General features: G+C 65.4%; 17 protein-coding genes. 2 read left to right on the forward strand and 15 right to left on the reverse strand.

The genetic code is table 11. From position 1 onward, the window contains the following. Positions 1-196: 196 nt before the first annotated feature. The gene (locus ACSYHF_RS16260; protein ID WP_005418931.1) at positions 197-841 is read left to right on the forward strand and encodes a hypothetical protein; all 645 of its coding nucleotides are present in this window, start codon (positions 197-199) and stop codon (positions 839-841) included. A gap of 115 nt (positions 842-956) precedes the next feature. Here the strand turns inward: ACSYHF_RS16260 and ACSYHF_RS16265 are convergent, their stop codons facing one another. From ACSYHF_RS16265 to gmk, 15 genes are all read right to left on the reverse strand, one after another. Then, positions 957-1,703: a hypothetical protein gene (locus ACSYHF_RS16265; RefSeq protein WP_005418933.1), complete on the reverse strand. Its 747-nt coding sequence runs from the start codon at positions 1,701-1,703 to the stop codon at positions 957-959. 69 nt (positions 1,704-1,772) lie between these two features. Continuing rightward, positions 1,773-6,794, reverse strand: coding sequence for an ESPR-type extended signal peptide-containing protein (locus tag ACSYHF_RS16270; protein ID WP_188247711.1), 5,022 nt, complete (start codon positions 6,792-6,794; stop codon positions 1,773-1,775). A gap of 65 nt (positions 6,795-6,859) precedes the next feature. Next, positions 6,860-7,570, reverse strand: coding sequence for a pilus assembly protein (locus tag ACSYHF_RS16275; RefSeq protein ID WP_188247712.1), 711 nt, complete (start codon positions 7,568-7,570; stop codon positions 6,860-6,862). Positions 7,571-7,588: 18 nt separating this feature from the next. Beyond that, a complete protein-coding gene (locus tag ACSYHF_RS16280; RefSeq protein WP_447575808.1) occupies positions 7,589-8,734 on the reverse strand; it encodes a CfaE/CblD family pilus tip adhesin in 1,146 nt (381 codons plus the stop codon). After that, positions 8,731-11,457 (reverse strand): TcfC E-set like domain-containing protein, encoded by a 2,727-nt coding sequence (locus ACSYHF_RS16285; RefSeq protein ID WP_329846025.1) that lies wholly within the window; start codon positions 11,455-11,457, stop codon positions 8,731-8,733. The genes ACSYHF_RS16280 and ACSYHF_RS16285 overlap by 4 nt, the downstream gene beginning before the upstream one ends. 51 nt (positions 11,458-11,508) lie before the next feature. Beyond that, positions 11,509-12,018 (reverse strand): CS1 type fimbrial major subunit, encoded by a 510-nt coding sequence (locus ACSYHF_RS16290; protein WP_005418942.1) that lies wholly within the window; start codon positions 12,016-12,018, stop codon positions 11,509-11,511. Positions 12,019-12,297: 279 nt separating this feature from the next. Continuing rightward, the gene (locus ACSYHF_RS16295; RefSeq protein ID WP_005418949.1) at positions 12,298-12,660 is read right to left on the reverse strand and encodes a NirD/YgiW/YdeI family stress tolerance protein; all 363 of its coding nucleotides are present in this window, start codon (positions 12,658-12,660) and stop codon (positions 12,298-12,300) included. 236 nt (positions 12,661-12,896) lie between these two features. Continuing rightward, the gene (locus ACSYHF_RS16300; protein ID WP_005418950.1) at positions 12,897-14,174 is read right to left on the reverse strand and encodes a citrate synthase; all 1,278 of its coding nucleotides are present in this window, start codon (positions 14,172-14,174) and stop codon (positions 12,897-12,899) included. A 296-nt stretch (positions 14,175-14,470) separates the two neighbouring features. Continuing rightward, on the reverse strand, positions 14,471-14,713 hold the full coding sequence (locus ACSYHF_RS16305) for a type B 50S ribosomal protein L31 (RefSeq protein WP_005418951.1): 243 nt from the start codon (positions 14,711-14,713) through the stop codon (positions 14,471-14,473). A gap of 88 nt (positions 14,714-14,801) precedes the next feature. Next, positions 14,802-15,740 (reverse strand): nucleoside hydrolase, encoded by a 939-nt coding sequence (locus tag ACSYHF_RS16310; RefSeq protein WP_447575809.1) that lies wholly within the window; start codon positions 15,738-15,740, stop codon positions 14,802-14,804. A 639-nt stretch (positions 15,741-16,379) separates the two neighbouring features. Then, a complete protein-coding gene (recG, locus tag ACSYHF_RS16315; RefSeq protein ID WP_188247715.1) occupies positions 16,380-18,491 on the reverse strand; it encodes an ATP-dependent DNA helicase RecG in 2,112 nt (703 codons plus the stop codon). 7 nt (positions 18,492-18,498) lie between these two features. Further along, complete coding sequence (locus ACSYHF_RS16320; protein ID WP_005418954.1) at positions 18,499-18,885, reverse strand: RidA family protein; 387 nt, start codon at positions 18,883-18,885, stop codon at positions 18,499-18,501. Positions 18,886-19,053: 168 nt separating this feature from the next. Then, the gene (locus tag ACSYHF_RS16325; protein WP_005418955.1) at positions 19,054-21,216 is read right to left on the reverse strand and encodes a RelA/SpoT family protein; all 2,163 of its coding nucleotides are present in this window, start codon (positions 21,214-21,216) and stop codon (positions 19,054-19,056) included. Positions 21,217-21,322: 106 nt separating this feature from the next. Next, the gene (gene rpoZ, locus ACSYHF_RS16330; protein WP_005410877.1) at positions 21,323-21,622 is read right to left on the reverse strand and encodes a DNA-directed RNA polymerase subunit omega; all 300 of its coding nucleotides are present in this window, start codon (positions 21,620-21,622) and stop codon (positions 21,323-21,325) included. Between the two features lie 110 nt (positions 21,623-21,732). Further along, entirely contained in the window at positions 21,733-22,398 is a 666-nt protein-coding gene (gmk, locus tag ACSYHF_RS16335; protein ID WP_005410878.1) for a guanylate kinase, read from the reverse strand. Positions 22,399-22,688: 290 nt separating this feature from the next. Here gmk and fdnG point away from each other — a divergent pair, with 290 nt between their 5' ends. Continuing rightward, positions 22,689-25,757, forward strand: coding sequence for a formate dehydrogenase-N subunit alpha (gene fdnG, locus ACSYHF_RS16340; RefSeq protein ID WP_146135723.1), 3,069 nt, complete (start codon positions 22,689-22,691; stop codon positions 25,755-25,757). Positions 25,758-25,759: the final 2 nt, after the last annotated feature.

Raw genomic sequence — 25,759 nt, forward strand, 5'->3', positions numbered from 1 at the left:
GGTGCCAACCGTGGGTTGGCACCGATGCGACTGTAGAGCCGAGCCCATGCTCGGCTCCGGGCCCCGCGTAGAGCAGCCGAGCGTGGGCTCGGCTCTACAGGATCAACGGCACCCGCTTGCTCCCCTCCGTGAAATACCTACGCGGATGTCACATCCGTGCGCTAGTCTGTAGCCAGGTCGCAACAGGAGTCCTCGCATGCATCGCGCCCGCCAGCATGCTGCCAGCCAGACCCGCGAGCGGCGCCACCGCCTCGCCCACGAAGCCGCCCGCCTGATGGCTGAAGGCGGCATCCGCGACTACCACCAGGCCAAGTTGAAGGCCGCCAGCCGGCTCGGCATCCACGACGATGCCTCCCTGCCCCGCAACACCGAGATCGAAGACGCCTTGCGCGAGTACCAGCGGCTGTTCGCCGGGCCCCAGCACGGCAATGAACTGCAGCGCCGCCGCGAGGCTGCGATGCGCGCGCTGGAGTTCCTGCACGGCTTCGCCCCACGGCTGGCCGGCCCGGTGCTGGACGGCACCGCCGATGCCAACAGCCCGGTGCAGCTGCACCTGCACAGCGACGACCCGGAAGCCGTGCATCGCTTCCTGGACGAGCACGGCATTCCCGCTGAATCGCGGACGCGCCGCCTGCGCATGGACCGCGAGCGCAGCCTGGACGTGCCGGTGTGGGTGTTCAGTGCCGAGGAGCTGACCTTCGACCTGGCCGTACTGCCGTACGATGCGCTGCGCCAGGCGCCGCTGTCGCCGGTGGATGAGAAACCGATGCGGCGCGCGTCTGTCGCACAGCTGCGGCAGCTGCTGGCCGAAGCGGAGATCACCGCGTATATCGGCGGGTGACAGCTGCGCGGGTTCTGGTGGGTGCGGACCGTTGGTCCGCACGGTGCATCAGGCATCCGGACACCTGACCGAAGAGCAGCCGAGCATGGCTCGGCTCTACAAGAGGTGCGTTGCCCTACCAGACATCATGGTGCTGCTCCTCCGTCTCATCGCCAAGCAGGCGCATCAGCCAGGGGGCTCCCACCCGCTGCGGGTACGCCATCATCATCCGCGCGTGCATGTTCTGCAGATCACCCAGCAGCCAGGTCTGGTTGTAGACATCGCCGAACGGATCGGACCACGCCGTCTGTATCCGCGCGCGCTCACCGCCGTTGAGGTTGGGCATCCTGTCCAGCGGGATCTCCAGTACCGGCTCCAGCGCCCGGTTGATGGCCGCGTTCTCCGCCTCCGCCGCACGCATGAGTTCCAGCCGATGGCTCACCTGCCAGCACGGGAAAGGGAAGCAGCTTCCCGTGGCATCGATGTACGCCGCGATGTCGGCCAGCATGTGGGCCTTCAACTGCCACACCATCGCACTGTCCAGCAGCTGCCGCACCCGCAGCGTGCGCAGCGTGCCGGCACGGACATCCTCCGGGGTGGTGAACGGCTCGCCCGGGGTTGGGCCGCCATGCCGCACCAGCACGATGCGATGGATCGCCTCCTGGGTGATGTTCTCCACGCGCAGCGCGGCGGCCTCCGGATGAACGCGCGGCGGCGGCACACTCGATACCCGCCAGGTGTACCAGGCCGCCAAGCCCACACCCGCCACGCACAGCAGGGCGAACAGCAGCCAGCGGTCCAGATTGCGGGTGTAGTAGTAAAAACGTGCCCGCCACAGATAGAACGTGCGGTAGCTGATGAACCGGCTTACCCATCGATACATTGCCATTTCCTCGGCAAGAGCCCCGGCGCGGCGGGGCGGATTACGCGCGTCACGCCGGGGCTCCATGGCTTACCAGCCGATGCCCACGCCGACGCCCATGCTGCGCTCACCGCTGTTGGTGAATGCACCATTGAGGCTGAAGGTGGCCGAGCCCTTTTCGTTGAGCACACGCTGGTAGCCCACGGCCATCGCGGACTCACCCTCGCTGTAGCCCACGCCCGCGCCGAGGCGGTTGTAGGTGGCCAGGCCCGCGGTGTTCATCGCCATCGCGGTCTGTGCGCTGCTCATCGCCGCCATGCGGTTGAAACGCTTGTCCATCTTGTCCAGGCGACGTTCGAAACTGCTGATCGCGCCATCGGTGTACTCGTTGGCGCGTGCCAGCATCTTCTCCAGTTCAGCGGTGTCGACCTGCGGCTTGGGCGTGTCGTCCTTCTTCGACTTCGGCTGCGGCGCGGGCTTCTCACCTTCGCCGGTCGACGCTACCTGCTGGCCGCCTTCGGCCTGCGGCACCGGTGCTTCCGGTTCGGGCACTGAAGCCACCGCCATTGCCTGCGGCTGCGGCGCATCGATGCGCTGCTCGAGCCCATCCATACGACCGTTGAGCTGCTGCTGCATCGAGTGCAGCTGGCCGCCATTGACTGCATCACGACTGCCAGCCGCGATCAGGCCATTGGCCACGTTGGAAATGACCATGCCGTGGGTTCCGGCCAGGGTGAGCTGGTTGAGACCGTCGGCGCGGACGGAGGGCGTGTCCTGGAACACGCTGCGCAGCTGGGACTCGACCTGGTTCACGCGCGAGCGGTTGCTGACCACTGCGCCATCGAGCGCTTCCAATGCGCCATTGAGCGTGGACTGGGAGTGGCCCTGCACGGTGAAGCTGGGGCCGACGATGTTGCCGTCGGCATCGACCTCACCGCCGAGCGCGGACAGCGCGCCGCGGAGCTGGCCGACGGTCGCGGCATTGTGGTTGGCGGTGCCGTTGGCGATGTTTACGAGGCGGCGTTGAAGAAGCTCATTACCAAATGACGCAACTCCTTTTTCGTTTGCTTCAGCACCAAGTCCCAAGGCAAGCGAACCATTGGCCCCCTTCTGGACCTTCGCACCGACGCCGAGAGCAATACCTCCGACTGCAGTTCCACCATCAAACTCTCCCACACCAGCTCCAGTTCCAATAGCAATGCCAAAGTCAGAACCCTCGAAGACAGTAGACCCGCGACCAAGCGCAACTGAATTCATACCCATTGCAAGAGCGCGTGTTCCTACCGCGGTTCCGCCTTCAGCACCTGCTTTCGCGGAGTTTCCAAGTGCTACCCCAGCCAGACCCGCCTCCGCGCCGACAGTTGCGGGAGCCACACCCACGCTAAGGAATCGACCAGCCTCCTCCAGAACATCGAGTCGACCATTGGCTGAGTACAGCTGACTTCCACGAACAACGTCCTGACTATCAGCCGACAACTTCGCTTCGGCCACACCAGTCAAACGCGCACCGCCATAGTCGATGACGCCCGCATCCAGTCCACGCATTGCCTGCGGTCCCATCGCCCGCTCCTTGCGCATCGCCTCCAGATCATTTCGATTCTGCGAGATCTTCTGCTCTGCGGCGTACAGCTGATTGCCCGTTACGGCATCACGGCTTCCTGGCGCCACCCGACCGTCAGCCAGATTGGTCAACACCATGCCGTTCGCGCCATTCAGCGCGATCTGGCTCATGCCATCGCCACGGGCCGAGGGTGAATCCTGGAAGATCGAGTTGAGCTGGCCTTCTACCTTGTCCGCACGGCGACCTACGGTGGTGACAGCTCCATCGAGCGCCATCAACGCATCCTCCACGGTGTTCTGCGTCCCGCCCTGCACCGAGTAGATCGGTGCAATGATGTTGCCGTTGGCATCCATGCCTGCGCTGCCGCCGAGGGTGGCGAGGGAGTCCTTTAGCTGGGAGACAGTGGTGGCATCGTGATCGGCGGTGCCACGATCAACGTTTACGAGACGACGTTGATTGGAGGCATTACCAAAAGACACTGTGTCGGCGGCAGTAGCTTCAGATCCCAATCCGATGGCCACCGAGCCTGACGCTCCAGCCTCGACAGCCGCCCCGGCGCCAACTGCAACGCCGCCGCCCGCGTAGACCTGAGCACCAGCGCCCATCGCGAAACCGTTCGAGGATTCAGCAGAAACGCCGGAACCGCGTCCAATTGCTACGGAGTTGATCCCGAGTGCAGCCGAAAAGGCTCCCACCGCAGTTCCCCCATCCCGCCCGGCTTTAGCAGAATCACCGATTGCCACGCCCAACACTCCTGCATCTGCTTGCCTACTGAATTCATCGAATCCCACACTCACAAACTTGCTATTACTTTCCAGCGACGAGACACGGCCATTCGTTTCGAAAAGCTGCCTCCCCGATACCGCATCGGCGCTGCTATCACTCAGCACCCCATCTGCAAGTCCACTGACTCTACGATTTGCATTGCCGCTGTTACGCACGTCCAGCACAGTCCCACTATTCTTCTCGCCCAGACGAACATTGCCGTTGACGGCGACCTGACTGACCAGTCCTTCCAGCGCCCCCGTGCTGACCAATGCCTTGGCAGCCTCTACCTTCGCAACCGTTGCATCCGCCTGCGCCGCCGTGGCCGCCTTCTCCACGGCAGCCACCTGCGCATTGGTGGCATTGAGCTGCTTGCCGTTGACAGCTTCATTGCTGCTGGCGCCTACCGTGCCATCCGCTACACCGGCAACCTTCCGGCTGGCGTTGGCACTGTTGCGCACGTCCAGTACAGTTCCGCTGTTCTTCTCGCCCAGACGGACATTGCCGTTGGCGGCGGTCTGGCTGACCAGTCCTTCCAGCGCGGTCGTGCTGACCATCGCCTTGGTAGCATCTGCCTTCGCAACCGTGGCATCCGCCTGCGCAGCTGCGGCCGCCTTCTCCACGGCAGCCACCTGCACATTGGTGGCATTGAGCTGCTTGCCGTTGACCGCTTCATTGCTGCTGGCGCCTACCGTGCCATCCGCTACACCGGCAACCTTCCGGCTGGCGTTGGCGCTGTTGCGCACGTCCAGTACAGTGCCGCTGTTCTTCTCGCCCAGGCGGACATTGCCGGTGGCGCCTGTCTGGGAGACCAGGCCGGCGAGCGCAGTCGTCTCGGTCAGTGCCTTGGCGGCGTCGGCCTTGGCGGCATTGGCCGCCGTCTGCGCGCTCGTGGCCGTGCTCTGCGCGGTGGACACGGCCTGGTTGGTCGCGAACAGCTGATTGCCGGTGATGGCATCGGTACTGCCATTGCTGACCGCGCCATCGGCAATGTACTGGATCTTGCGCTTGAGAGTGGCACTGCCCACCGATACGGAGTTGACCGACGCTGTGACGGCGCCAGCACCCAGTGCCACCGCATTGTCATGGCGGGCGTTGGCCCGGTCACCCAGTGCAACGGCGCTGGTGTTGGCCGACACCGCAAGATTGCCCAGCGCGGTAGCGAACTGCGCGGTGGCCTCGCTGCCACGTCCCAGCGCTGTGGACTGCTTTGCGGTGGCTTTGCTCAAGTACCCCATTGCAGTGGCATGCTCGGCGACCGCATTGGCGTCACCGCCTACGGCGATGGAGAAGTTTCCGCTGGCAATGGCCCGGAAGCCCGTCGCGACCGCGCCGTTTGCGCTGCGCGTATTTGCACCGATGGACACGCCGGCATTCTGGTTGTTCACCTTGTTGCCCTCTGCATCGACGCCGGCCAGCGCATCGAATCCGAGTGCGACACTGCGACCGTTGTAGGCCTTGGCATTGTTGCCGATGGCGGTGCTGATGCCGTAGCTGCCCGACTCTGCAACCGCGCCCTTGCCCAGCGCCAGGGTGGTGGCATCGATACGGTTGGTGGCGGACTGCGCAAGCGTACGGACGTCGGCAAGGTCTCCCTTTACAGTTCCCACTGCCGATTCCACTGTCCCCAGCCTGGAGTTCGTGGCGTTGAGCTGCCGGCCATTCACGGCATCCGTACTGCTTGTCGTCAACGTTCCATCAGAAACGCCACTCACTTTTCGCGTCGCCAACACTGCATTGCGCATGCTGACTTCCGTGCCGGTATTGCTGTTGGCAATACGCACTATGCCACTCGCGGAATCCTGCTTGATCAAGCCATCGACCCGCTCGTTCATCGCATGCAGTTGCTTGCCGGTAACGGCATCTGAGCTTGACGCCGTGATGCGGCCGTCTTCCACGTTCACAATCCGCCGTCGCAGCGTGGAACTGCCCACGGAAACAGTGTTCTTTTCGGTTGCGGAAGAACGCACACCCAGCGCAACTGCTCCTTGCACGGCTGCCGACGCACCGTAGCCCAGGGCTACGCTATCAATGCGCGCCTCGGCGCCACCGCCTATGGCGATTGCACCGGTGTAGCCCGGCGTCCCGGCCTTCGCAGCAGCACCTATGGCGATGCCGGACGTGCCGCCGCCGGTATCGACCGAGGCTTTGCTGCCCAGGGCGACGCCATCAACGCCATTGGCGAAAGCGTTTGCGCCCATTGCGACCGCATTCTCGCCCTGTGACAACGAGCCACTGCCGACCGCAAGCGCGTTCTGACGCGTTGCAGCAGCGCTGTTTCCGAATGCGGTGGAGCCGATTCCCTTGCCGTAGGCATTGGCGCCTACAACCGTGCTGTGACCACCATTGGCGGTCGCGTTGTAGCCCACGGCAACACTGTCTACGCCATTGATGTTGGCCTTGTAGCCAAACGCGGATCCATAGTTGCCAACGATCCGGCTTTGGTGCCCGAAACCCGCCCCCCAGCTACCGCTCATATACGTTCCGGCACCGATGACCAGGTATTCCTTCGCGCCGGCAGCCGCGCTGGCCCACAACGTTCCGTCGGTCTGGCCGACATGTGGCAGGCATCGGAGAAAGTCGGAGCCAGCATCAAGGGATGAACAGCCGTAGTACGTCACTCCCGCGAACGCTTCTGTAGTACCCAGCAGGAAGAGCAACGAGGCAATCAGCGAAGCAGACAGTTTCTTCTGCCCGCCAGCACTGTGTCTTGCTACAGCCAGCTCGCTGGCTACCTCCCAGCACCCCTTGGCCCGGTTCCAGATACGCCGATAGATTCGATTCATGGTCTTTCTCCTTAACAGTTTGCGGAAAAGGCATCCCGCGCCATGCGCGGGACGCAGGGAGGGGATCAACTGGACTGGATGGCCACGTCCTGGACATGCTCGCGATAGCCGTCCTGGCTGAGCCGGTAGCGCAGGCGCAGCGAATTGCCCGGCTGCGGCTGGAACGGCAGGGTGAAATCGGCATCCGGGTACAGGCTGTGCGAGAGGTCGTGCGGTGTGCAGACGCCGGCGGCCGTGCATTCGGCCGCATGGACGATGCCGACGCGCAGGGTGCCGCTGTTGTGCAGCGTGTTGCCGCGTACACTCAGGTTGACCACGCCGTCGGCGGGCACCACGTTCACCAGCGCGCCCCACACCAGGCTGACGCCGACGTCGGCGTGCGCAGCGTCGTCGCTGCTTTCCAGTTCAGTGCCTTCCGGACCGCGCACGCCTTCGAAGTACACGCGATATGCGGTTTCCTTCTGCACCGGCTGCAGGGGGATCAGCCGGATCAGGCGATTGCCACCACCTGACAGCGCGAACTTTCCGGGCGTGATGGCAATGGCCGAATCGGCAACCTCGATGTCCTGCTCCTGTTCGCGGGGCGTTGCCGGGTTGTCGATGCGTCGCAGGCTGGCCTGTACATACTGCGGGCGGGTGGACTGCGAGTAGACGCGGATCTGCGCACCGCGCTTGGCATCCATCGCGGTTCGCATGGGATGGATGGACAGGTTGGCGTGTGCTGATGGCGCAAGCAGCGCACTCAACGGCAGCATCCAGACGATCAGTTTGTTCATGGCAGGCTCCGTGTGGGATCAGGGTTTGGCGGTGGGGACGCGCAGTTCCACCGTCAGCTCGCCCTCGTAGAGACCGGGGCGCTTGCTGGCGACGGGGGTGGGAGGTGTCAGCAATGTCAGCGGCGTGGGCACGCAATAGACCGGCTGGCTGATACCGGGCAGCATGACCAGGCGCAGTTCGGCGCCGTCGATGCCATGCAGCAGCTCTTCCACGCCATGCCGCATGCGGATATCGCGCCCGCCGTAGTTCAGGCTGACGTAGTAGTCCAGGCGCTGGCGGTCGTCGCTGCCACCATCGCGATGCCAGACCGCGAAGTCGCTGCCGGGTGGCGGGCGCGGCCCGCTGTCACGCACGGTGACGCCGAGGAATTCGCTCTGCGAGCCGAGGCCGTCGTAGAGGCACATCTCCAGCTGCTTGCGGCCGCCCACCATCTGCTTGATGGGGTCGTAGCGCAGGTCCATGTTGACCAGCGGCGCGATGGTGTCGAAGGCCGGGAAGTAGATCGAGATCGCGTCGTAGTCGGTGACGGTGAAGTCGAAGTTGAAGGTGGCTGTGGCGACGGGTGCTGCGGCGGGGTCGGCCTTGATGTTCAGGCGCATCGTGGCCTTCCAGTGGCCGGCGACGAGACGCGCCAGCTCACCCGAAGCCATGTGCAGCTGAATACCTGTTCCAAGCGGCTCGTCGGCGTTACTTCCAATGCCGCAGCGAAACCAGGTTGCGGCGTGAAACGGATACTTAACGTCGTACCAGAAATCTGTCGCGCAGATCCGCCCTGACATAATTCTGGTCATGAATCCAATAGCGCGAATCTCAGCCCTTAATCCGGTTCGTTGGTCAACCAGCCTAATTACGACCTCAGACGAACTATTTCCGACGCCAAGCTCTCCCTCTGTTGGGCATCTGCCAAACTCAGCGTCAGAAGCAGACCCGCAAACCACATGCATCTGCCCATACTTCAGCGCCAGGTCATGACTGAATCCCAACACCGTCCGCGGCGCCCACAGCACCACGTCACCGGGCACCGCCGAGCGGTCCCACGTCATCACGATGTCCCGGCTCTGGTCGGTGGGATGCGTCTCTGGCGGCCACTGCGCCCACGCCCGTGGCATCAGCACGGCCAGCGCGCACACCAGCATCAACACGAACAACACACGCCGGCTCATGGCGCTCCTCCTGCAGCAGCGGTCTGGGGCGTGGCGGCAATCAGCGCGCGTTCCTGCAGCAGCCGGGTGACGCGGGCCTGCTGGCGGATCTCCGCCGGCAGCTGGGCCACGGCCAGCGGTTCGCAGTGCACGGCACCGACCAGCAGCACCACCTGGCGGCGCTCGCGCACCTGCAGCGGGCAGTGCAGCAGGCGGTCGTCCTGCAGCAGGTAGAGCGTTGTCTCGCGACGCGGGAAGTCGGCGACGAAGCCGCCGTTGGCGCTGGTGCCGGGCACCGGCGCGTTGAGGATGCGGGCGCCGCCCAGCGGCGCGCCGGCAAGCGTGCGGGCGGTGCCGATGAAGGTGTAGGTCACTTCGATCGGCACCGGCATGCGCATCAGCCGCCCCGGGGCCAGGAACATCGGGCGCGCACCGCCTGCGCCGCTCACGCGGATGGCGGCCATGCTGGCGTCGTTGCTGGCGTCCTGCAGTTCGGCACGGTGCGACTGGTAGGCGGTCAACGGCAGCAGCCGGCGCTCGCCGATCTGCAGCCGTTGCCGGCCTGCGCCACTCACCTGCAGTTCGGCCGCCACGCCCTGAAGGTCCAGGTCATCGGTGGCGGCTACCTGTACCGCCAGCCCGGCATCGGCGCCGCTGCCTGCGCCCCAGTAGGCCCCCCGCCGGCCCAGCGCGAAGGCGGAGCTGTGCGTGCCGCTGTAACCTGTCTCGCTGCGGCCATGCTGCTGGTAGTACGCCACGGTGGCGCCGGTCTGTCCGTAGCGGTTCTGCAGCTGCCCGCCCAGCGATGCGCTGTAGCGGTCGCTGTTGTTGGCGCGCAGCTCGGAGGTCAGCTCACGGAACTGCGCGTCCACCTCCTGGCGATAGCTCTGGCCGACGCTGTAGTTGATCTCCGGCCGCTGGTGCTGCGGCTGGCGCATGTCCACCGCATAGCGGCGCTGGCCGTTGCCAACATGGCTGCGCTGTAGGCGGGTGAAGCTCACGTTGAGGTAGATGCCACGGTCGCGCGTGCGGGTGTCACGGGCACTGTCGTGGCTGAGCTGCTGCCACAGGCCCAGCCGCGTGGAGACGCTGAAATCCTGCCAACGATGGCTGCGGCTGAAGCTGGCCTGCCAGGTGCGGCTGAGCTGCGGCTCACGGTGCGGTTGCAGCGGTTGCGGCGGCAGGAACGGATCCAGTGGCGCCAACGGATCATCGTCACCAGGACGGCTCCAACCGGTGCGCCAGGTCTGGCGCCGGGTATACCCCAGGTACGCAGTACCACCGGCGATCGGCAGCGAGACCGATCCGCTGAGCGAGTTGGTGCAGCCCAGGCGGTCCCGTGCATCGGCCTCGAACTGGCAGGCCTTGCCACGCATGCGCTGCTGATAGATGTTCCAGGACGCCTTGCGCCGGTATGACAGCTGATGCTGCTGGCCATGGCTGCCATCGCTGCCGCGCATGCCGCTGAACGTTGCGCGCATCTCCTGCGTGGCCAGCACGCGGCGCAGGTCGATCCGCAGTTCGCCATAGCTGTGCCCGCCCAGGTGGGCGACGCCCGCAGTAGCCGCCAGGTCGCGAGCCAATGGCACGCGCATGCCGGCCACCGTTACCTGCTCACCATCGAAGCGGTCACTGCGGCGCTCGTTGCGGCGGCCACTCTGCACGAACCACTGCCATTGGCTGTCGGTCCAGTCACCGCCCTTGTCGAAGGGGGCTTCTTCGGTACGCACCAGCACGCCATCCTCGTAGATGCGCATGCGCACCAGGTAGCTGCCGAACGGGAAGTTGCGGGTATCGATCTGGTTGATGCCGGCCTGCAGGTAGTAGGTCTGCAGCAGGCGCTCGCCGTCGAACACGTCCACGCGCGCATCGCGGGCGAGCAGGACCGTCAGTGGCGAGGCCTGCACGGCAGCATCGCTGTCCACGTAAGCCTGGGTGGTGCCCACGCGGGCACCGTCGAAGCGGTCCAGCGGCAGCATGCTGAAACCGAAGGTGCCGCCCTGTGGACTGGACAGGTTGCGGCGGTCCATGCGCCCGGCCTGCAGGTAGTACTGCTGGCCCAGGTCATGGCGGTAATAGACGTTGTCGAATTCGAAATGCGCATCGCCACCGCTGCTGCGGTAGCGCTGCTGGGTGAAGTACCAGTCGGCGGACATATGGCCCCGCTGGAACAGGCCCAGAACGCCGGTGCCGCGCGCACTGAACGACTGGTAGTCGCGCCCACCGGTAAGGTTGAGTACCTGCTGGTGCAGGAAAGCGTTCTCGGCATTGCTGCTGAGCGCGTGGAAGCGTTCCGCGGCGGGCTCGCCACCGATCCACTTGCGCGCCACGAACAGGCGCACGGCGCCCTCGCCTTCGTCATACAGCGCGCGCGCGGCCGCAGGGTCTTCCGGGGGATCCAGATAGCCGCAACCGGCCTCGGCGCCACCGAAGCGGCAGGCCAGGTGGCTGTTGCGTGGCAGCGGCTGCGACAGTGCCGGCAGCAGCGCGGCCTGCGCCTCGGCGGACAGGTCCAGTGCCTGCAGCACGCGCGCGGGATCTTCCAGCTGCACATGCTCCAGGGTGACGCGCACCGGCGACAGCCCGGCCGAGCGGCCGAACAGCTGGATGTCGAGTTGTTCGGTCTGTCCTTCGACCAGATCTTCGAAACCGGGCGGGACGCCGCGCGCGGCCGCCAGCGGAGTGGACAACGCCAGGGCGAGCGCGACCGCCAGCCGGGTGACGGCGGGGGCGTGTGAGGTCATGGGGGTACCGCTGGAGAAGCGGCCGGCCCGGGAACCGGGCCGGCGCGGGGATTACGGCGAGGTCGCCTTCTGGTTCAGCACGACGTTGACGATGCCGCTGTAGCGACCCTTGGTGGTGATCGGGGCCGGGGTGGCCTGGGCAATGGTCAACGGCATCGAGATCGAGGCGCCCGGGGTCGAACCGGCACCGGTGAACAGGTCGACCGCCTTGTACTCGATGGCGGCGGCACCCAGCGTGCGATTGTTGAGGCTGATGCTCATCGGCACGGTGACGCTGCCGGTTTCATTTGCGAGGGCAAACGCACCATCGATACGTGCCTCGATATCGGCGGTGTCATCATTGGAGTGGATACGCACGCGCTGGGTGTTCGGAATCAGGCCGCGCAGCGGATCGTGGGTCAGCGTGACCAGGTCTGGCAACGGGGTGCCGTCATCGCGCATCAGCGCCAGGGTCGGGTCGACGTCGGCATAGACGGAGATCTTGGTTTCCAGCGCGTGCGCGGACAGCGAAGCGGTGGCCAGCGCTGCAGCAAGCGCGGCCTTCTTGATGATGGCGTGCATGGGTGTCTCTCTCGGACAGGGGGAATATGAAAGCTCCCCTCCCCAAGGAGAAAAGGGAGGGAAGCATCGCCCGCGGGGATGGATGCGGGCGACGGAGAGAATGTTAGAAATCCATTGCCATGCAGGCCATTCAAGCATTCCTAAAACGTTGAACGTTAAGGGGAATTTTTGAATTCGCTCAATGTTTGAGGGTTATGCAATTTCCCTCATCGGTTCAATGCAACAAACCTCATTGCATTGAATTTGTAGAGCCGAACCCACGCTTTGCTGCCGTTCGCTTCAACCTGCAGGCACGACGGTGACGTGATCGACATCGATGTCGGTGGGCTTGAAGCGATGCGTGTCGACCTTGCCACGCAGCTCGACCACGGTGTCGGCACCGATGGCCTGTGGCGGCAGGTCTTCGTCATCGATCTCGACCTCGATCTGGCCGCTGGCATCACGGAACTGGTAGCGCTCGTCACCGATCTTGGCGGTGAGGGTGCCACGCAGCACCACCGGATGATCATCGCGCTGCGCACGTGCGTCAGCGACGGTGCTGGCAGCGGCCCCTGCCCCCGGCCCGGTGTACTGCGCAAAGGCCTGCGGGCTCAGCAGGGCCAGCGGCGTGGCGATGAAAGCGATGGCGATCAGTCGGTTCATGGCGTTCTCCATACAGGGATCAGTACGCACAGGTTCTATCGCCTTCGACGTGATACCCATGCAATAGATCCGAAAAGATGTGAATGCGACATTCATTGTCAGAACGCGTTCAGATCCGGAAGCGGGCTCTTGTCGTGCGGACCAACGTTCCGCGGTCGCCATCCGCCGAAGACGATCAAGACAAAAAAAAACGCCCCGCAGATGCGGGGCGCTTCCAGCACAACCTACGCGGGCGATCAGCCCTGGTAGTCGCGCACGTCGCTGCCGGTGTAGACCTGGCGCGGACGGCCGATCTTCATTTCCGGGTCGACCTGCTGTTCCAGCCAATGCGACACCCAGCCGGAAGTACGGCCCAGGGCGAACATGACGGTGAACATTTCGGTCGGGATCTGCAGCGCCTTGTAGATGATGCCGCTGTAGAAATCGACGTTCGGGTACAGCTTGCGGGCGACGAAGTACTCGTCCTGCAGCGCAGCCTGTTCCAGCTTCACGGCCACGTCCAGCAGCGGATCCTGCACGCCCAGCTGCTTGAGCACCTTGCTGGTCATCTCGCCGATGACCTTGGCGCGCGGGTCGAAGTTCTTGTAGACGCGGTGGCCGAAGCCCATCAGGCGGAAGCCGGAGGTCTTGTCCTTGGCCTTGACCACGGCGGACTCGACATTGTCGGCGCTGCCGATCTCTTCGAGCATCTTCAGCACGGCTTCGTTGGCACCGCCGTGGGCCGGACCCCACAGCGCGGTGACGCCCGCAGCGACCGACGCGTACGGGTTGGCGCCGGTCGAACCGACCAGGCGCACGGTCGAGGTCGAGGCGTTCTGCTCGTGGTCGGCGTGCAGGATGAACAGCAGGTCCAGCGCCTTCACCACGTCCGGGTTCAGGTCGTACTGGCCGTCAGCGGACTCGAAGGTCTGCTTCAGGAAGCGGCTGACGTAGTCCAGCGAGGTGTCCGGCTTATTGGCCGGCAGGCCCTTGCCGTGGCGGTAGATCAGCGCCGACAGGGTCGGCACCTTGGCGATCAGGCGCACGGCGGCCTTGCGGCGCTGCTCGGCGTCGGACAGGTCCAGCGAGTCGTGGTAGATGGCCGACAGCTGCGCGATCGCGGCCGCCAGGATCGCCATCGGGTGGGCATCCTTGGCGAAGCTGCCGATCAGGGTGTTGATCGAATCGTCGACGTTGGCTTCGGCGGTCAGCTCATCGGTGAAGGCCTTCAGCTGCTCGGCGCTCGGGCGCTCGCCGTTGATCAGCAGGTAGGCCACTTCGACGTAGCTCGACTTTTCCGACAGCTGTTCGATCGGGTAGCCGCGGTACAGCAGCACACCCTTGTCGCCGTCGATGTAGGTGATGGCGGACTTGCAGCTGGCCGTCGCGGTGAAGCCGGAATCGTAGGTGAAGAACCCCGTTTCCTTGGTCAGCTTCGCGATGTCGACGCAGTCGTTGCCAAGGGTGGGTTTGATGACGGGCAGAACGACGGACTTATCGCCGGCGTTGAGCGTGACCTGATCAAGATCGGACACTGTGTGCGCTCCTTCATGGGAAGGCGCCTGCCCAAGCGCATTGGTCAGGCACGTGAATGACGTCCTCGGCCTGTGCCGGGGATCACGTCATTATCGCACAGCAGCATTTGTCGGGTGCTAGACGGAAGTCGTATACGACAGGCGGCCGGACACCGGCCGTTGAGCGGCCCGGATCGGCAAAAGCGTTGTCACACGAACGCAGTGTTCCGTCCATCCCAACGCCCGTTGGGTTGGCGTTGGGGAAAAACAAACGGCCGCGCAGAGCGCGGCCGTCGGTTCGAAGCTGGATCGACAGATCAGCGCGCGTAGCGCTTCTGGAACTTGTCGATACGGCCCGAGGTGTCGATGACCTTGTGCTTGCCCGTGTAGAACGGGTGCGAAGCAGAGGAAATTTCAACCTTGACCAGCGGGTATTCGTTGCCGTCTTCCCACTGGATGGTTTCCTTCGTGCCCATGGTCGAGCGGGTCAGGAACTTGAAATCGGAGGTGACGTCATGGAAGACGACGTCGCGGTAGTTCGGATGGATATCGGCCTTCATGGGCTCACACCGTAAATGGGCTGGTGGTCAAGAGCGGCATTATAAGCACCGGTTGCCGCTCGGGGCAACCGGTGGCGGTCAATCGAGGTCAGTCCGCGCCCAGGGCCTGGCGCACCAGGGCCTCGAAACGCTGCTGGTCGTAGGCCATCAGCAGATCGCAGTTGTCCGGCTGGCCGGTCTGGCGGTTCCAGTCGACGATGGTGGCGCCGCGGCTGAACGTGCCATTCAGCTCCACGTTCAGCGGCCGCGACTCGACCTGCAGCTGCCCTTCCGGATTCAGCGCCCACGCCATGGCCACCGCATCGGCCGTATACCAGCGGCCGCCCTTGGCATCTTCCGACAGCGCGCGGGTCTTGCGCGAGATCAGTTCGTAGAAGCGGGCGCGGTCGGAATCGGCCTGCAGCCATTTCTCGGCGTCCTCCAGCGGCAGGCCGTGGGCAACGGTCGCCTCCCAGTCCGACACCAGCAGGTGCTTGAACGAGGTGAACACCACGTGCGCGGCTTCAGGATCGAAGGCGATGTTGAATTCGGCTGCCGGGGTGATGTTGCCGTGGCAGGTGACCGCGCCGCCCATCACCACGATGCGCTTGATGCGCTGGGGCAGGGTCGGGTCCAGCTTCAGTGCCAGCGCCAGATTGGTCAGCGGGCCCAACATCACCAGCATCAGTTCGCCGGCGTGTTCGTGCGACAGGCGCAGGATGGCCAGGGCAGCGTGCTCGGCCTCGGCCTGGTGGCTCGGCGGCGGCAGGTCCACGTCGCCGTAGCCATCACGGCCATGCACGTGGGCAGCGTCAACGGAGGGGTGCAGCAGCGGATCCGGGCTGCCGGCAAACACCGGTACGTCGGGGCGGCCGACGATGTCACAGAGCTTGAGGGCGTTGCGGACGGTGTATTCGAGGCCGACATTGCCGGCGGCGATGGTCAGGGCGACCACGTCGTGCCGTTCATCGGCAAAGGCCATCAGCAGGGCCAGGGCGTCGTCCACACCGGGATCGGTGTCGATCAACAGGGGGATCTTGTGGGTCATCGTTGCCGTCTTCAGATCGGCAACGAAGTGTGGACCGGGATGATGACCGTTGCAAGTACGGAGGTTGGGGTTCGGCAGGGCTGCGCCCTGCACCCGCAGAGGCAACATCAACAGCAACGGCAAAAGCTGGTTTCCTGGGGGAGGCCGGGGTGGATCCGGTTGCGGGGGACGCCGTAAACCCCCAGGCCGGCCCAGCCGCTGGCGGCTGTGCGTTCGGGCGCTTGCGAAGCAGGGCTTCGCCAGCAAAGCGCCCTCACCCATGGGGGCTTGGCTGCGGCTTGCTCGTGTGCGCTGTCCTGCGCACACGGCAAGGCCTGGGTTGGGCGTCCTGCCCAACCCGCCCGAGGCATGCCTCGGGCCCATGCCGCGGACACCCCCGCAACCGGACCCACCCTGCCTTCGACAGATCGCTACCGCTGTTGGTAGGTGTCGACCTTGGTCGACACATCCACGCGATGCGTGGATGAACATGGAAATGATCAAAAGCGCTGTCTGTAGCGTCGAGCCATGCTCGACTCCCGCGCGCAGCGCGAACGGCAGCCGAGCACGGCTGTACAGTAGATCCACGCCATGCGTGGGTGAGCGTGCCGGAAATGGGGTCAGAGCCCTTTGCTGTGCAAAGGGCTCTGACCCCACTACTCACGCCGAGGCGTAACGCACAGCGGTGCCGATCCAGCGCTGCACCACGCGATCAGCCAGGGCCGGTTGCTGGTCCAACAGGCGCTCGGCCAATTCATGCACGCCGGGCAGCAGGCCAGCGTCGCGGGCCAGGTCGGCAATGCGGAAACCGGCCAGGCCGGTCTGGCGCGTCCCGAGCAGTTCGCCGGGGCCGCGCAGTTCCAGGTCCTTCTCGGCGATGACGAAACCATCGTTGGTTTCGCGCATGGTCTGCAGGCGCTCACGCGCCATCTGCGAGAGTGGTGCCTGGTACAGCAGCACGCAGCGCGACACCGCCGAACCGCGGCCCACGCGGCCACGCAGCTGGTGCAGCTGGGCCAGGCCGAGGCGCTCGGCGTTCTCGATCACCATCAACGAAGCATTCGGCACGTCCACACCCACTTCGATGACCGTGGTCGCGACCAGCAGGTCGATCTCGCCGGCCTTGAACGCCACCATCGTCGCCAGCTTTTCAGCAGCCTTCAGGCGGCCATGCACCAGCCCCACGCGAACGCCCGGCAGCAGCGCCTGCAGCGATTCGTAGGTGGCCTGCGCCGGGGTGGCATCCAGTTCTTCGCTTTCCTCGATGAGCGTGCACACCCAGTACACCTGCCGCCCTTCCTGGCAGGCCAGCGCAATGCGCTCGATCAGTTCCGGGCGACGGTCATTGTTCAAGGCCACGGTCTGCACAGGGGTGCGGCCCGGTGGCAGTTCGTCGATGGCCGATACATCCAGGTCTGCGTATTCGGACATCGCCAGCGTGCGCGGAATCGGCGTGGCGGTCATCACCAGCTGGTGCGGCACGCTGTTGCCGCCCGCGCCCTTGTCGCGCAGCGCCAAGCGCTGGTGCACGCCGAAGCGGTGCTGCTCGTCGACGATGGCCAGCGCCAGGTCCTGGAACACCACCGCCTCCTGCATCAGCGCGTGGGTTCCGACCACCACCTGCGCTTCGCCGTTGGCGACCTGCTCCATCACTTTGGCGCGCGCCTTGCCGGTGACCTTGCCGGCCAGCCAGGCGATGCGCACGCCGAGCGGTTCCAGCCAGCCACGCAGATTGTTGAGGTGCTGCTCGGCCAGCAACTCGGTGGGGGCGGCCAATGCGACCTGCTTGCCCTGCTCCACCGCCAGCATGGCGGCCAGCGCGGCCACCACCGTCTTGCCGGAGCCGACGTCGCCCTGCACCAGCCGCAGCATCGGGCTGGGCCGCGCAAGGTCCTCACGGATCTGCTTGAACACGCGTGCCTGCGCGCCGGTCAGCGCGAACGGCAACTGCTTCAGCAGCGCCTTGGCCAGTTTTCCGGGGCCGGCCAGCGGCGGCGCATGGTGCGCCTGCAATGCAATACGCTGGCGACGCAGGCTGAGGTGATGGGCCAGCAGTTCTTCCATCGCCAGGCGACGCTGCGCCGGGTGGGTACCAGCCGCCAACGCGGCCAGATCGGCATCCGGCGGTGGCCGGTGCACGGTCAGCAGCGCGCTGCGCAGCGGCGGCAGGCCCAGGCCATCGAGCCAACCGTTGGGCAGCAGTTCCAGCGTGCTTTCCTCGGGCAGGCGGTCCAGCGCCTGGCCGATCAGCTTGCGCATGGTCATCGGGCCGACCCCTTCGACGGTGGGATACACCGGGTCGAGGCGGTCGCCGAGTTCGGGATCGTCGTTGCGGCCCAGCACCTGGTAGCTGGGATGGACGATTTCCAGGCCGAGGTGGCCGGGCTTGGGCGTGCCGAAGCAGCGCAGCCGGGTGCCGACCGCGAACTGCCCGACCTGCTGCTGGCGGAAGTGGAAAAAGCGCAGCACCAGAGTGCCCTGCCCTTCGTCTTCCACCGCCACTTTCAGCATCGGCCGGTAGCGCATGCCACGCTCGACCGCGACCACCCGCCCTTCCACCTGCGCCGGCACACCGTTGCGCAGGTCTTCGATGCGGGTCAGCCGGGTCCGGTCCTCATAGCGCAGCGGCAGGTGAAGCCAGAGATCCTGCAGGGTGGCCAGGCCACGTGCCTGCAGTTTGGCGGCCACGGCCGGACCGACGCCGGCAAGCATCGCCAGGGATGCTTCGCCGGACGGTGACAGGACCGGGGTGACCGCCGCCTTGCGTGCCACGTGGCGGTCAGTCGATGACCATCACCGCGTCGACCTCGAAGCTGGCGCCCTTCGGCAGGCCGGAGACTTCGATGGTGGAACGGGCCGGGTACGGGGCCTGGAAGTAGTCCTGCATGACCGCGTTGACCTTGGCGAACTCGCCCAGGTCGGTCAGGTACAGGCCCAGGCGCACGACCTTGTCCAGCGAGCCACCCGCCGCTTCGGCCACGGCCTTGAGGTTGTCGAAGGCGCGGCGGGCCTGTGCTTCGACGTCACCGGCGCCGACGATGTCGCCGGTGGCCGGGTCAAGCGGGATCTGGCCGGAGAAGTACACGGTGTTGCCGGCGCGCACGGCCTGCGAGTACGGGCCGATGGCGGCGGGAGCCTTTTCGGTGTTGATGATCTGGCGGGACATGGGTCGCTCCGGTGCTTGGGGGAAAACAGAGCGGTGATTGTACCGGCTGGGCGCGGCATCGGCCGGGGTCGGATCCGTTTCCTGGCGGGAAACGGCTCTGACCCCGTGCATGATGGGGTCAGAGCCCTCTCCGTTGGAGAGGGATCCGACCCCGGATCCGAAGCAGGGTTATTGGCGGCGTACCGATTGCACGACCGACAGGCGGCGCAGGCGGCGCATCACTTCGGCCAGGTGGTTGCGGTCGCGCACCTGGATGTTGAACGCCAGCACGGCGGCGTTGAAGTCGCGGTCCAGGTAGTCCACGCGTTCGATGTTGGAATGGCTCTGTGCGATGGCGGCGGCCAGCTGCGCCAGCACGCCGGTGCCGTTCTCCACTTCCACCACCAGCGAGGTGTCGTAGTCGCCGGAGACGGTGGTGTCCCAGCCAATCGGCACCCAGCGCTCGGGCGACTTGCGCAGCTCGGCCAGGTTCGGGCAGTCCATGCGGTGCACCACGATGCCCTTGCCGGCGGTGTGGTAGCCCATGATCTCGTCGCCGGGAATCGGCTGGCAGCAGCCGGCGAAGGTGACCACGCCGCGCTCGCTGCCGTTGATCAGGATCTTCTCCTGCGAGTGGTGGCGCGAATGCGGGCCGCCACGCAGTTCGGCGTAGGCCATCAGCGCCTGCGCGGCCTGGGTCGGCATCCAGTTGCCCAGTGCGACCTCGGCCAGCAGCGCTTCCAGGCGCGGGAAGCGGTGTTCGGCCAGGAACGCATCCAGGCGGCCTTTCGGCAGGCGCTCCAGCGACGAATCCATCGCTTCCAGCGCGCGGTCGAGCATGCGATGGCCGAGCTGCACGGCATCTTCGTGCTCCAGCTGCTTGAGCTGGTGGCGGATAGCGGTGCGTGCCTTGCTGGTCACCACGAATTCCAGCCACTGCGGTTTCGGCGTGGCCGAGCGCGCGGTGATGATCTCCACCGACTGGCCCGACACCAGCTTGGTGCGCAGCGGCACCAGTTTCTTGTCCACGCGCGAAGCCACCGCCATGTTGCCCACGTCGGTATGCACGGCGTAGGCGAAATCGAGCGCGGTGGAGTTGCGCGGCAGGGCCAGGATCTTGCCCTTCGGGGTGAACAGGTAGACCTCGTCAGGGAACAGGTCGACCTTGACGTTGTCGAGGAATTCCAGCGAGGAACCGGCGGCGCGCTGCGAGTCGATCAGCTCGACGATCCACGCATGGGCACGGCTCTGTGCGCTGTTGGGCGAATCGCCGCCGAACTTGTAGGTCCAGTGCGCGGCCACGCCGCGTTCGGCGATCAGGTCCATTTCCTCGGTACGGATCTGCACTTCGATCGGCGAGCCATACGGCCCGAACAACACCGTGTGCAGCGACTGGTAACCGTTGGCCTTGGGAATGGCGATGAAATCGCGGAAGCGCCCATCCAGTGGCTTGAAGGTGGCGTGCACCGAGCCCAGCGCGTGGTAGCAGCTGGGCACACTGCGCACGACCAGGCGGAAGCCGAACACATCCATCACCTGGTCGAAGGATTTGTTCTCGTCGCGCATCTTGTTGTAGATGCTCCACGGGGTCTTGATGCGGCTGATCAGCCGATGCTCGATGCCCTCCTTGGCCAGGCGCTGCGACAGCTGCACTTCCACCTGCGCCATCGCTTCGCGGCGCACCACCGGCTGGCTGCGGATGTGTTTTTCGATGATGGCGTGGCGCCACGGGTAGAGTGCCTTGAACCCCAGGTTCTGCAGCTCGCTCTTGACCAGGCTCATGCCCAGGCGCTGGGCGATGGGCGCGTAGATCTCCAGCGTCTCGCGGGCGATGCGGCCACGCGCTTCGCGGCTCTGCGCGCCCAGCGTGCGCATGTTGTGCAGGCGGTCGGCCAGCTTGATCATGATCACGCGCAGGTCGCGCGACATCGCCAGCAGCATCTTGCGGAAGCTCTCGGCGGCCGCCTCCTGGCGGTCACGGAACTTCAGCTTGTCCAGCTTGGTGACACCGTCGACCAGTTCGGCCACGGCTTCGCCGAACTCGGCGGCCAGCGCTTCGCGGGTCAGCGGGGTGTCTTCGATGGTGTCGTGCAGGATCGCGGCGATCAGCGCTTCCACGTCCAGGCCGAGTTCGGCCAGCACCTGGGCCACGGCCACCGGATGGGTGATATAGGGCTCGCCCGACTTGCGCGTCTGCCCAGCGTGCGCGGAGGCCCCGACTTCCCAGGCACGGCGCAACAGCGGCAGCTGTTCCGGCGGCAGGTAATGGGCGGCGCGTTCGAGCTGGAGGACGTAGTCGGGTACGGCGGCAGTGGGGGCTGCGGCGACCTTGGCAGTGGGGCCTGGGTTCATGCCCGAAGCCTATTCCAGCGCGACGTTTACGGCAAATCCTGAATGCGAAACAGCCCGCACGGGGCGGGCTGTTCGGTGTATCCAACGATTACGTTGATCGATGCGATCAATCGTCGTTCTTGGACATGTCTTCGTCGGCGACCACTTCGGCGGCAGCCCACTCCAGCGCTTCGCGCTCGGCGCGCTCACGCTCGGCCTTCTCGACTTCGTCGATCAGGGCGTTGTCGATCTTGCGGGCGGCGATTTCGCGCAGCGCCAGCACGGTCGGCTTGTCCTCGGTCTCGCTGTTGTCCAGCGTGGCCTGCACGCCGTTGGCGAGCTGACGGGCACGCTTGGAAGCCATCATGACCAGTTCGAAACGGTTGTTAACGACTTCCAGGCAATCTTCTACGGTGATGCGGGCCATACGGGCTCCCGGCGACCGGTCGGCCGCTCAGTCGAATGAGGGAAAGGGGACGGAGTGTACTGGCAGGGGCTGGACAAAATCAAGCCAACCCCTACCCGATTCTTTTGGAATCAGTCAGTTGCACCCGGATCGGGGGTCAGCAGCGCCTGGATCAGGCCGGCGTGGCGGACCTTCTGGGCCTCCCGGCGCAGGCGGCTGGCAGTGAAGATGGCGCACAGCTCGTCCACGGCAGTGTCGAACACCTCGTTGACGATGACGTAGTCGAACTCGTTGAAGTGCAGCATTTCATCACGGGCCGCGCCCAGGCGCTGGGCGATGACCGCCTCGCTGTCCTGGCCGCGCTTGCGCATGCGGTCCTGCAAGGCCTGCTTGGACGGCGGCAGGATGAACACGGTGACCGTGCCGGGCACCAGCTGGCGCACCTGCTGCGCGCCCTGCCAGTCGATCTCCAGCAGCACATCCTGGCCGGCGGCCAGCTGCGGCTCCACCGACTGCCGGGCCGTGCCCTTCCAGTCGCCGTGCACCCAGGCGTGCTCGAAGAAGTCGCCGGCGGCGATCATCTGCTCGAACTTCTCGGCACTGACGAAGTGGTAATGCTGGCCGTTCACCTCACCGGGGCGCATCGCGCGCGAGGTGAAGGAGATCGACAGGGCGATCTGCGGGTCACGGGCCAGCGTGGCATTGACGATGCTGCTCTTGCCGGCGCCGGACGGGGCGGCCACGATGTACAGCGTGCCGCGCGCAACGGCGTCCGACGGCTTCGACGGGGCGCTCATGCGCGGAACCCAATTGGTTGATTTCGCAAAATTTTTCCTCGGTGTTCCAGATCCGGCGCGGAGGATCGCGCCAGGACGGCGGGGGCTGCGCGGAACATCCTGGAACCAGGCCCGGCAGACGCTTCCCCAGGGGGCGGGCACGCAACTTTACCAGAGCAGGCCCTTTCCGGGCCCGTCCGGCAGGCGCCGCGCCTTGTGCCACATGGGCGTCCGGGGGCCTGTGCTATAACCGACCCGTACCCAACGACAGCCCGGAGGCCTGCGCCTCCCCGCCATCCCAGGAGAACGGCATGCCATCGATGAGCCGCCGCCAGTTCCTGAAAGTGACCGGGACAACCCTGGTCGGCTCCAGCCTGGCACTGATGGGCTTCGCGCCCGGCATCGCGCTCGCGGAGGTCAGGCAATACAAGCTGACCCGCGCGACCGAGACCCGCAACACCTGTACCTACTGTTCGGTGGCCTGCGGCATCCTGATGTACAGCCTCGGCGATGGCGCCAAGAACGCCGAGCCGAGCATTTTCCACATCGAGGGCGACCCAGACCATCCGGTCAACCGCGGCACGCTGTGCCCGAAGGGTGCCGGCCTGGCCGACATCATCCACAGCAAGTCGCGCCTGCTCTACCCCGAGTACCGCGCGCCGGGCTCGAACGAGTGGAAGCGGCTGAGCTGGGACGATGCGCTGGACCGCATCGCGCGGCTGATGAAGGAAGACCGCGATGCCAACTTCGTGCAGAAGAACGAAGCCGGGCAGACGGTCAACCGCTGGCTGACCACTGGCATGCTGGCGGCCTCGGCCACCAGCAATGAGACCGCGGTGCTGACCCACAAGGTCGTCCGCTCCCTCGGCATGCTGGCATTCGACAACCAGGCACGTGTCTGACACGGCCCGACGGTGGCAGGTCTTGCCCCGACGCTAGGCCGTGGTGCGATGACGAATCACTGGGTCGACATCAAGAATGCCGACCTGATCCTGATCATGGGTGGCAACGCCGCCGAGGCGCATCCGTGCGGGTTCAAATGGGTGACCGAGGCCAAGGCCCACAACAAGGCCCGGCTGATCGTGGTCGATCCGCGCTTCAACCGCTCGGCCGCGGTTGCCGATGTGTACGCGCCGATCCGCACCGGTACCGACATCGTGTTCCTGGGCGGCCTGATCAACTACCTGCTGACCGAGGACCGCATCCAGCACGAGTACGTGCTGAACTACACCGACATGTCGTTCCTGGTGAAGGACGAGTTCGCCTTCAAGGACGGCCTGTATTCGGGCTACAACGAAGAAAAGCGCAGCTACGACCGTTCCAGCTGGGACTATGCCTACGGTGACGATGGATTCGTGCGCAGCGACCCGACGCTGAAGGATCCGCGCTGCGTTTACAACCTGCTGAAACAACACTACGCGCGTTACACCGTGGAGATGGTCGAGCGCATCTGCGGCACGCCGGCCGACAGCATCCGCCAGGTGTGGGACATGATCGCGTCCACCGCCGGCAAGGACAAGGCGATGACCATCCTGTACGCGCTGGGCTGGACGCAGCACTCGATCGGCGCACAGAACGTGCGTGCCGGCACCATGGTGCAGCTGCTGCTGGGCAACATCGGCGTGGCCGGTGGCGGCATGAACGCGCTGCGCGGGCACTCCAACATCCAGGGCCTGACCGACATCGGCCTGATGTCCGACCTGCTGCCCGGCTACCTGACGCTGCCGAAACAGGATGAGCAGGACTACAACGCCTACATCGCCAAGCGCACGCAGAAGCCCCTGCGCGCCAACCAGATGTCGTTCTGGCAGAACTACCCGAAGTTCCACGTCAGCTTGATGAAATCGTGGTGGGGCGATGCCGCCACCGCCGACAACAACTGGTGCTTCGATTACCTGCCCAAGCTCGACAAGCCGTACGACATGCTGCAGGCGTACGAGCTGATGAACGAGGGCAAGATCCACGGCTACATCTGCCAGGGCTTCAATCCTCTGGCCTCGGCGCCGAACAAGGGCAAGCTGATCAGTGCGTTCTCCAAGCTGAAGTTCATGGTCAGCATGGATCCGCTGGAAACCGAGACCATCGCCTTCTGGCAGAACCACGGCGCACTGAACGACGTCGACCCGAGCACGATCCAGACCGAAGTGTTCCGCCTGCCCACCACTTCCTTCGCCGAGGAGAACGGTGCGGTGGTGAATTCCTCGCGCTGGCTGCAGTGGCACTGGAAGGGGGCCAACCCGCCGGGCGAAGCGCGCAGCGACATCGAGATCATGTCCGAGCTGTTCCATCGCATCAAAGCGATGTACGAGAAGGATGGCGGTGCGTGGTGGGAGCCGGTACGCGACCTGGCCTGGAAGTATTCCAACCCGGAGCTGCCGACGCCGGAAGAACTGGCGATGGAATACAACGGCAAGGCGCTGGCCGACGTGTTCGATCCGAAGGACCCGACCAGGCTGGTGCGCAAGGCCGGCGAGCAGCTGGCCGCGTTCGGCGAGCTGCGCGACGATGGCAGCACGTCCTCCGGCTGCTGGATCTACATCGGCGCCTGGGGCCCGACCGGCAACATGATGGCGCGGCGTGACAACAGTGACCCGACAGGCATCGGCAACACGCTGGGCTGGGCCTGGGCGTGGCCGGCCAACCGCCGCGTGATGTACAACCGCGCCTCGTGCGACGTGGCTGGCCAACCGTTCGATCCGCGCCGCACGCTGCTGGCCTGGAACGGCAAGAACTGGGGCAACGTGGACGTGCCGGACTTCAAGGCCGACGAAGATCCTGCCGGCGGGATGGGCCCGTTCATCATGAACCCGGAAGGCATCGCCCGCTTCTTCGCCAAGGCCGGCATGGCCGAAGGCCCGTTCCCGGAGCACTACGAACCGTTCGATACCCCGCTGCGCAGCAATCCGCTCAGCCCCGGCCAGGCCCTGACGCTGAACAACCCCGCGGCACGCGTGTTCGCCAGCGACCGTGCACAGATCGGTTCGCCGGACGAGTTCCCGCATGTGGCCACCACCTACCGCCTGACCGAGCATTTCCACTTCTGGACCAAGCACGGCAAGCTCAACGCCATCATCCAGCCCGAGCAGTTCGTCGAGATCGGTGCGGCATTGGCCGACGAGCTGGGCATCACCAACGGCAGCCGCGTGCGCGTGAGTTCCAAGCGTGGCCATATCGAAGCCGTTGCGATGGTGACCAAGCGGATCAAGGCCCTGCAGATCGAAGGAAAGACCGTGCACCAGGTGGGCGTGCCGATCCACTGGGGCTTCCTCGGTGCGGCCAAGCCCGGATATATCGCCAATACGCTGACCAATGCCATCGGTGACGGCAACTCGCAGACGCCCGAGTCGAAGTGCATCCTGGTCAAGGTCGAGAAGGTGTAGGA

Source organism: Stenotrophomonas maltophilia group sp. P373, from assembly GCF_053295075.1.